Origin of the sequence: Streptomyces beijiangensis, from assembly GCF_017315755.1 — a bacterium.
In the GTDB taxonomy this organism is placed as follows: domain Bacteria; phylum Actinomycetota; class Actinomycetes; order Streptomycetales; family Streptomycetaceae; genus Streptomyces; species Streptomyces beijiangensis.
The window spans coordinates 1-2570 of the sequence record NZ_JAFLRJ010000733.1 but is presented as its reverse complement, the minus strand read 5'-3'; the positions used below and the strand labels follow the sequence as shown (position 1 = coordinate 2570).

The 2570-nt window shown below is 70.4% G+C and carries 3 protein-coding genes; 2 read left to right on the top strand and 1 reads right to left on the bottom strand.

Annotated features, from left to right (window positions below; genetic code table 11):
- On the bottom strand, positions 1 to 1114 hold a 1114-nt coding region (locus J0695_RS38750), incomplete at its 3' end, for a ThiF family adenylyltransferase (RefSeq protein WP_206969550.1).
- Between the two features lie 199 nt (positions 1115 to 1313).
- Between J0695_RS38750 and J0695_RS38745 the strand changes: the two genes are divergently transcribed.
- Positions 1314 to 1910 carry a M48 metallopeptidase family protein gene (locus tag J0695_RS38745; protein WP_206969548.1) on the top strand — a complete coding sequence of 199 codons (597 nt, stop codon included), beginning with the start codon at positions 1314 to 1316 and terminating at the stop codon, positions 1908 to 1910.
- Between the two features lie 118 nt (positions 1911 to 2028).
- On the top strand, positions 2029 to 2570 hold a 542-nt coding region (locus tag J0695_RS38740), incomplete at its 3' end, for a TerD family protein (RefSeq protein WP_206969546.1).

Here is a 2570-nt window from a genome sequence, read left to right as displayed (position 1 = left end):
CCCCTCCAGTCTTCCCAGCGGTGCTGTTCCCAGCTGCGCCGCAGGCACACTCCTGATGTGGAGGGATCCGCGCGGCACGCCAGTCGAGGAGCGGAAGCGACGCCTCCCAGCGCGCCCCCGCCGTCGTGGGCAGCCCCCCGTCGAGGAACGACAGCGTGTGCGCCGCGGTCAGCCCCGCCACCGCCGTCGCCAGCCCCAGGTCGCAGGCCACCGTGGTGGAGCGGCGGCCGGAGCGCCACTGCGCCACCATCCGCGGCCACCCCGGATCGCGGTCGGCCCGCCGCAGCGCCAGACATCCCGCGCACGCCGTCCCGCCCGGCAGGACCAGCGGTCCCACCACACCGGTCCCCTCGACCACCCCCGCGTAGAGATGGGGTGTCCCCGTCGCGACCCACTCCGAGGCCGCTTCCGGATCGGGGACATACGCATCGAAACCGTCCCGTGGTGCGACGACGACCAGGGCCAGCCCAGGCTCACCCTCCGTAACGGCCGATGCCGTCTCCGCGGCCCGTGGCGGCGCGCCCGGCGCGACACGCCGCACCAGACGCCGGGCTGCGACATCCCTCCGCTCGCCGACGGCCTCCTCCGGCAGCCCGCCGGGGGCCACGTCCCACGGCTCCGCACAGCCCCCGTCCAGTACCTCGACGTGTCCGACACCGGAGGCCGAGAGCACCGCGGCGACCGCCGCACCGACCCGGCCCGCGCCCCGTACCTGCACCCGTGCCGACCGCCGCGCCGCCAGCCGCTCCAGTGCGCCGCCCGGCTCCGGATGGACGGTGGAGAGCGATGCGAGATCGGGCCGCAGCCGGTCGAGGGCGCCGCCCCGTTTCCGTAACGCGTCGGCCGCCGCACTGTGTCCGGTCGGATCGTCCAGCACTCCCGCTCCCGCCAACTCGGCGACCAGAGAGTCGACATGGCCGTCCGGCAGATCGAGCCTCCTGGCCTCCTCACGCAGCAGCTCCAGGCCGCGCGTGCCGTCCAGCAGGGCGAGCAGGCAGCCCGTCGCCGGGTCCACCGGGCCGAGGACGACCGCGTGCGCGGGCGTCACTCCGAACTGCACACGGTCCCGCTCCCGCCATGCGCGCCGCAGCGCGGGCTTCACCATCGGATGCATATGGACCGCCCCCGTTCCGTCTCCGCCGAGCCCTCTCTCGGACCCGTTCCGCCAGAATGCAGGAGGCGGGCGCGGGGTGCGGAAAGTTATCCACAGGCGTGGGGTATTAGTCGTTCAAATGGTGCACGCACGAAATGGATCACGTTCCAACCGCCCCGGAGGCGGGACTTCCCCCACTGACAGCGGGTAACGTCGGGGCGTGCCCGTCGACCCACTGCACACCGCCGGAAGTCCACCGCGCAGCGCGAAAAGCCAGCCGCCCCGCGGCTCGGCGACGAGCGCGGTCGAGGTCCGCCGATCAGCCCGGCGCAGCAGAACGGTTTCGGCCTACCGGGAGGGCGATCGCACCATCGTGCTCATTCCCGCCCGGATGTCGGAGGCGGAGGAACAGCGCTGGGTGGGCGTGATGCTGGACAAGCTCGCGGCCCAGGAGAGCAAGCGCATTCTCGGCGACGAGGAGCTGACCGAGCGCGCCGAGCGGTTGTCCGCCCAGTATTTCGAAGGCCGCGCACGGCCGGATTCGGTGCGATGGGTGACCAACCAGAACACCCGCTGGGGGTCCTGCACTCCCGCGGAGGGCTCCATCAGGCTCTCGCACCGGCTGCAGGGCATGCCGGAGTACGTCGTCGACTATGTCCTCGTCCATGAGCTGGCCCATCTTCTGGTGCCCGGCCACGGTCCGCGCTTCTGGGAGCTGCTCGAAGCCTATCCGCGCACCGAGCGTGCCCGCGGATACCTCGAAGGGGTGGTCGCCGCCGACCGGCTGCCTCATCTTCCGGCCGCGCGCGGTGAGTAACACTGCGTGATTGTGTACCGGGCCTGTATCGGCTCCACCCCGACTTGTCCGGAGCGCAGGTTTTGCCGTTAGCCTGGCGCAACGCAATCACCATCCGGATGGGGGACGGTCGTTACGCATGGCCAGGGAATTCCAGCGGGGCCACAAGGCCAAGATCAGTGACCTCACAGCGGGGACAGATCTGTACGTAGGCGTACAGATCGCAGGTCCCGGACTGACCTTCGACATCAGCTGTTTCGGCCTCGACGCCGATGAACAGCTCTCGGACGACCGGTATTTCGTCTTCTTCAACCAGCCGAAATCCCCTGAGGAGTCGATTCAGCTCCTCGGCGCGCAGTCCGGTGACACCCAGTCGTTCCGCGTCACGCTCGACCGGATCCCGGCGGGCATCCACAAGCTCTCCTTCACCGCGACGCTCGACGGCCCGGGACAGATGTCTCAGGTCGGGCCCGGTTACGTCCGGATCGTCGCGGGTGGTGAGGAGGTCGTGCGGTACGCGTTCACCGGCGCCGAGTTCACCACCGAGCGCGCCGTCATGCTGGGCGATTTCTACCTCAAGGACGTGTGGCGCTTCGCCGCCGTCGGACAGGGTTTCGACGGCGGTCTGGACGCACTGCTGAAGAACTTCGGCGGCGAGGTCGCCGAAGTTCTTCAGCAGTG